General features: G+C 43.1%; 5 protein-coding genes and 1 pseudogene. 4 read left to right on the top strand and 2 right to left on the bottom strand.

Annotated elements, in window-relative coordinates:
• Positions 1-281 precede the first annotated feature (281 nt).
• Entirely contained in the window at positions 282-443 is a 162-nt protein-coding gene (locus tag M4I42_RS16120; protein ID WP_268853078.1) for a DUF1540 domain-containing protein, read from the bottom strand.
• A 177-nt stretch (positions 444-620) separates the two neighbouring features.
• Here M4I42_RS16120 and M4I42_RS16115 point away from each other — a divergent pair, with 177 nt between their 5' ends.
• From M4I42_RS16115 to M4I42_RS16100, 4 genes are all read left to right on the top strand, one after another.
• Entirely contained in the window at positions 621-917 is a 297-nt protein-coding gene (locus tag M4I42_RS16115; RefSeq protein ID WP_268853077.1) for a DUF2325 domain-containing protein, read from the top strand.
• Positions 918-937: 20 nt separating this feature from the next.
• Positions 938-1450, top strand: coding sequence for a hypothetical protein (locus M4I42_RS16110; RefSeq protein WP_268853076.1), 513 nt, complete (start codon positions 938-940; stop codon positions 1448-1450).
• Between the two features lie 49 nt (positions 1451-1499).
• The gene (locus M4I42_RS16105; RefSeq protein WP_268853075.1) at positions 1500-3557 is read left to right on the top strand and encodes a hypothetical protein; all 2058 of its coding nucleotides are present in this window, start codon (positions 1500-1502) and stop codon (positions 3555-3557) included.
• An 83-nt stretch (positions 3558-3640) separates the two neighbouring features.
• On the top strand, positions 3641-5596 hold the full coding sequence (locus M4I42_RS16100; protein WP_268853074.1) for a beta-propeller fold lactonase family protein: 1956 nt from the start codon (positions 3641-3643) through the stop codon (positions 5594-5596).
• A 177-nt stretch (positions 5597-5773) separates the two neighbouring features.
• On the opposite strand, the pseudogene M4I42_RS16095 reads toward M4I42_RS16100, so the two are convergent.
• Positions 5774-6288, bottom strand: a pseudogene (locus M4I42_RS16095) (serine protease); the annotation flags it as partial.

Here is a 6288-nt window from a genome sequence, read left to right as displayed (position 1 = left end):
TAGAGTGCCTCTCTTTCCATGGTGATATATGTAGAAAGATGTCCAAAAAGGACATCTTTTTTAAAAGGTAAGAAAGGATAAAATTTGACGATTAGGTGGAGCGCTATCTAGCTCCAAGCGCCATCGGTGTGGAGCGCTCTGCCCCTTCTTTCGGCGGCACATTGATTGTCTTCATTGAGCTTACCCACGCAGAACCAAGCCATGCTTGGTTCGAGAGCCTCCTCGGTGGGGCTTGTGCGATCTTCACCGATAGGCGGGCGCTTTGCGCTTTTCTTCATCCATTACATTTGCTGATTAGGGGTAAACGTTTTACAGTCGGTTTCTGTTGCGCTCGAAGCCATTGTGCCAGCGTTGCTGACGACGTAAATTGCTTCTGCGCTGCAGCGGTTACCGCTTGCCCAGTAACTACAGTTTTTTACTTCGCAAAGCACATCTTTTGCCATGTCGTTTCCCTCCATTTTCATAAAAGTGACTACACAGTTAGTTTGTTCACTGCGAAAAAAGTTATAACGGAAAAAAGCAGAAATTTAGATGAGAAGATTTATCATTAAATATTGACATAGAGAATCATTCTCAATTAGAATGAAGATAAAGATAAGCTAATCATGGAGGGAAAGGATATGTCATCGTTATTAGTTGTAGGTGCAGACCATTTAGGCAATATTACCGATAAATTAATGAGTTCTGGATTTAAGGAAATTATTCATCTTGACGGTCGAAAAGTGAATATGGTGAAGCGCGGCATTCCCGAACATATCGACCTTGTGCTCGTTATGACCGATTATGTAAACCATAATTTGGCGAAAGTGATTAAGCAAAAAGCGAAAAGCCAAGAAAAGCCAATTTATTTTGTGAAACGTTCGTGGAGTTCGATTCACCCGGTATTGCAAAAAATGGGGACGAAACAAGCAAACTAATCGATGGAGGGATACATACAATGAATGCCATCAGCTTGTCTATGGGCCAAAACTGGAAGCAAGCGGTGGAAGAGATAGTAAAGCAAATTATTTTTCATTACTATCAAACCTCCCCGTCTTCAAGGTCTGCTTCACTCATTTTGCGGCTAACTGACCATTATTGGAAAAAAATTGATGAACATTTATTTGATTCTCCAGTGCATTATTATACGGTATTAGTAAAAACGATTGACCACCTTCTCCAATTTTTACAACCCGCTATTGACTGCTTTTTGCTGTTTGAGCGAGTAGAGTACGGGACAAAGCGGATGAAAAAATGCGTAGAAATTGATATGGCTTATAACGACAAGGGAAAATGTGCGATTCGCAAATTTTTGTTGGAAACAGATGAAACGTTTTGTTCCCGTTACCTTTCTTGCATCGTTGCAGCATGTGATGATTTAGGAATTATTCCGAGCAAAGTTGAGTTTTGTTCGCTGCTGACCGGGGAACGGAAAGAAGTCTATGTAGATTTTTCGCATCGTTTCCATTAAAATAAATGATAATGAAAATCAATGTTTGTTTTTTAGGGGGATTGCCATTATGAAGAAAAAAGAATTAAAAGGCGTAGCAGCAGCGTTTGCTTCTTCGCTTCTGCTTGCTTCTGCCTGTACACCAATGCAAGAAACGAATGAGAAAAAAGAAAAGACAACCATTGCCGTGCCGGTGACTGATTATACGTTTGATACGGCCGGCAATATGTTTGCTTATTCCGAATTTGAGCTGTCAGGAGAACCGTTAGCGGAAGGGCTTGGGCTTAATTTGGACGTATTAGATGCGAGGAAAATGAACAAACCGACGAAGTTCGATTATACAGCTGGCATTGAGTCCTATGAGTATTCGGAAGAAGCGATGTATGAAGTGACGGAAAAATCAGGGTTAGGGTTGCATTTAATTCATGGACCGGTGACGGCGAAATGGGCGGAAAAAGAAAAGAAAGCCGCGGATGAAGCATTGGCCAATCGTTTTTATGCGCTTGCTGATAGTGTTGAGTATCCACATGAAGAAATTTTCCGCAATATGTTTCCAACGTTCATTGAATATGCTGGCGGAGATCCGCATTATGCACAAAAAGTCGATACGAGCGTATATGCCGAAAACGATGACGACACGTATGTCCCAGTATATCAAGTCGATTTTCAGTCATTGCGTTGGAATCGCGATAACATGCAAAAACTGCTGACACCGTCAGCGTACGGAGCCGTTTTTTTAAAACAAGCGCTTTGGGCTGGTGATTTCTTAGGAGGGTTCCATACGGTAGATAAAGATGAAGAACTAGAGGCGAAAACGTCACACGATGACCACGATAAAAACATTGCGCTCGGTGTCAGTTCGGCAGACGGGATGCAAGGCATGATTTTAACAGAAGAAATATGGAATAAATTGAACTTTGTGCGTGATTATTTGTTTTATGATGAAAAGACAAAAGGATTAACGAGAGCGATAGGAAGTAAATACGATCCAAGTAAAGGACTTGTATATTTACCGCATGCCATTGAAGTAATCGAAGATGGAAATAAATTGGCACCAACGGCAAAGCAGCTAGTAGTGAAAGATGCAAGAAGTGTATTGCAAGATCAATGGTTGATGCTTTGGCCAGCTTCTGAATTTTACGGGATGACCGACCAACGTCCAGACAATCTAAATCAAAACCAAGCGTTCTTAGCTGTATTTGATGGCGAACCATTCCCAAGTGCCCCAAAAGAAAACATCGATGCAAATCCGGCAAACGATGTCGTTGCTACCGACCCATATTCTGTCAACCGCGACGTCTTGCTTCAAGTGTTTAAAAACATCGATGCGATGCATTTTAATCGAGAAGTAGGGGCTTTTGTGGAAGAGTATAAGGATGGGCAAGGGAAACGTGTCGATACGTTCCAAGCAGGATATACGATGGAAGCACTCCGCATTTTTGAACGGGCGATTGACGGTCTTCCTGTCGGCTATGCAAGCGGGGAACAAGCAAAAGGGCTCGGCACTCCAGAAGGAAAACGGGCGTTACAACTTTTGACAGCACAAGCCGACTTTATCCTTACGAAATTGTTGCGAAAAGACGGCCTTGTTGCCAACGGGTTCATCATTGGGGAAGGACAAGAACAAACAACTCCAACGTTGCTTGCACAACTCGGGGCGATTCGCGGATTGACCGCAGCATTTTTAGCGACGAAAGAAGCAAAATATCGCGAAGCGGCTCGCCATATTTATGAAGCGATGGATAAACATTTTTGGGATCGCACGTTACGTGTGTATAAAACAGGGAAAAATGAGATGAAGTATACACCGTTTGTCGCTGGTGCATTGTCCGGGGTGTTCCGCGTAGCGCTAAATAACTTAAATAACACTGACTCCGATCAACCAATAAAAGCGTTAGAGAGAGAAACGATTATTTCTCGTTATGTCGACTTTTATGACCGTATTATTGATGGGCCGAGCGTCCATGAAGGGATGCAGGCGAGCGAATTTTGGGATACTGGCGATGTATATATAAAAGGGAATGACTCTGGCAATACAGACGGAGACCATGTGCCGCAAATTCAAGCAGGGCACGGCAAATATGGAATTGCACCTGTTTTGTTATCCGTAGAAGTGAGAAAAAAATAAGCGGAACCCATTGAGGAGTGCCGTTTTTTTTTTATAAAATGATAATGGTTTTCATTTTCTTAGTTAAAAACGGGGGAATACAGATGAAAAAGTGGATTGGCTTGTTTTTGTTGTTCGTGCTCATCGGATGTCAAGCGAATCCGGTGTTTGAAACGGAAAAGCGAATCATTCGTCGTGAGGCGGTTCATAGTGATAATATCGCCATCAATCGAAAAGGGGATACGCTATATACAGCCAACATCGACGTAAATACCGTCACTATCATCGATGTGAAAACGAGAAAGAAAAAAGGAGAGATTCCTGTCGGAAAAGAGCCGCGGCAGTTAACGTTAAGCCCAGATGAACAATTTTTGTACGTGTCGTGTATGCATGATGATCGCGTCGATATTATTTCGTTAAAAGAGGAAAAAGTAGTCGATCATATAAAAACGGGCATTGAGCCGTTTGGCTTAGTCACTAGTCAAGACGGAAAAACGCTATATGTGGCGAATTACCGTTCTGGTACGGTATCGGTCGTTGACTTAGAGAGCAAAAAGGTGAAAAAAGAAATACGTGTAGGCGATCGGCCGCGTACAGTTGCCATTGCAGCAGATGGGAAAAAGCTATATGTTCCACATTATTTAGACGCGAAAATTAGTGTCATTGATACGAAGCGGAACCGTGTGATCAAAGAGATTTCCCTTGCCCCGTCTCCTAATCAAGTGGACCGGAAAAAAAGCCAAGGCATCCCGAATACGCTTGAACAGTTTGTGATTGCGCCGGACGGGAAAAAAGCGTACGTTCCACATTTGTTAACGAACATTGATACGCCTATTCAGTTCGAAGAAACGGTGTTTCCAGCTATTTCGGTCATTGATTTAGAAAAAGACGAGGAACTGCTTGGGGAGCGGAAAGAACTGTTTGCGGCGATGAATGTGAAAGATGTGAAAAACGAAACAATCATTGTGTCCAATCCGTACGACGTTGCATTTCAGCCAGACGGCAGCAAAATGTATGCTGTGATGTCTGGCAGTGAAGATTTGGTTGTGTTCGATTTAGCGCGTGGCGGCAATGCGACGCAAATTTTGCGGCGCATCGAAGGAAACAATCCGCGTGGCATTGTAATTTCACCGGATGGAAAAACGTTGTTCGTTCATAATGCAATGAGTCATGATTTAGCTGTGATTAAAGCAGGGGAAAAAAGTCCATATGCAAAAGCTAAGGAAGTAAAAGGAACGATTCCGCTTATTGCCAACGATTCGCTATCGCCGCTTGTTCGGGAAGGAAAAACAATTTTTTACAGCGCCAATAGCGATGAATTTGCGGCTGCCATTACAGGCAATAACTGGATGAGTTGCGCTTCTTGCCATAGCGATGGGGAGATTAATGGACTGACATTGCTTACCCCAAAAGGGCCGCGCAACGTTCCGAGCAATGTACTGACGACGAAAACAGGCTTGTTTATGTGGGACGGTTCACGCGATGAGTTTAGCGACTATATTCATACGGTGCAAAATGAAATGGGCGGTATGACAACGATCGATCCAGGAAAACCGCTGCCAAAAGATGTCCAGCATATGTATGATGCGCTGTTTGCGTATTTAGATGCGCCCGATTCTTTCCCTGTCCCGAAAAGCCCGTATCGGAATAAAGATGGTAGTTTAACAGCAAAAGCGAAAGAAGGGGAAGAGCTATTTAATGGAAAAGGCAATTGTTTAAGTTGCCATGGAGGGGAATATTTTACCGACAGCGTGCAAGCGGTGGACGAACACGGAAAACTGACGACTGCGAATACGTCGTATTTGCACGATATCGGAACGACTAATCCAAACGATAAAGCCTCTAAAGGGGATGCGCGAGCGCATTTTACAAATCCGCGCACAACGAAGCAATGGGATACGCCAACATTACGTGGGGTATGGGCGACAGCACCATATTTACATGACGGAAGCGCAAAAACGATTGAAGAAGCGATTGAACGCCACAAAACAAAAGAAATTCCATCCCTTACGCAAGGCGAAATTGCGGCGATTGCTGAATACGTTCGGTCGTTAGAATAGAAGAAGGTATGCGCAAGCTTTGTCGCCAACAAAGATTAACCGCTTGTGAATTCGTTAGTTTCACAGAAAAAGGGGCATATCGCCCCTTCTTTTGTAGAAAAATTGCTGCCTCGGCTTATTTTTTCGGAAACATGAGGATCATAAATAGTGGACAGAGAAAATATATCTATAGAGAAGCTATTGCTTTTCCTTGTCTTTGTTTTGCTGGTTTTTCAACGCGAGGAGAATGTCTTGAATATCTACTTTTCCGTCTTGGTTCACATCTGGAATACCGCTTGCAACAGCCTCTTTCTGTTTTGGTTTTAATACAAACGCAAATAGCATTAGTGTGATGATAGCGAGGAGTGCGACACCGTCAAATACGAAGAAGAGGGTCTTATAGTTCGACCAAAGAGTTTTGCTTTGGCTACTTTTTTGTTCGCTGTCTGTAATGAACCGGTTAATTTCAGAGTGATTAGGGTAAATTCGTTTTACTGCTTCGAATTTTTTTAACGCATCTTCATAATAGCCGCCCCAATACAGTTCTAGTCCTTCTTTAAATAGTTTATCGGTGTTGCTTGGTGCGTTGTCTGCCCCTGCTTGGCTGATAAACTCTTTGACGGTATTAACAGGGATAGCAAAATTAAAGCCTTGCACTTCTTGCCCGTTGACGGTGTCACCGCGGAACGTCAACAGTCCAATAATTTCTCCAT

Source organism: Anoxybacillus sp. J5B_2022 (assembly GCF_026847645.1).
Classification (GTDB): Bacteria; Bacillota; Bacilli; order Bacillales; family Anoxybacillaceae; genus Anoxybacteroides.
Note: the sequence above shows the minus strand (reverse complement) of the source record. Positions and strands in the feature narration are given on the sequence as shown.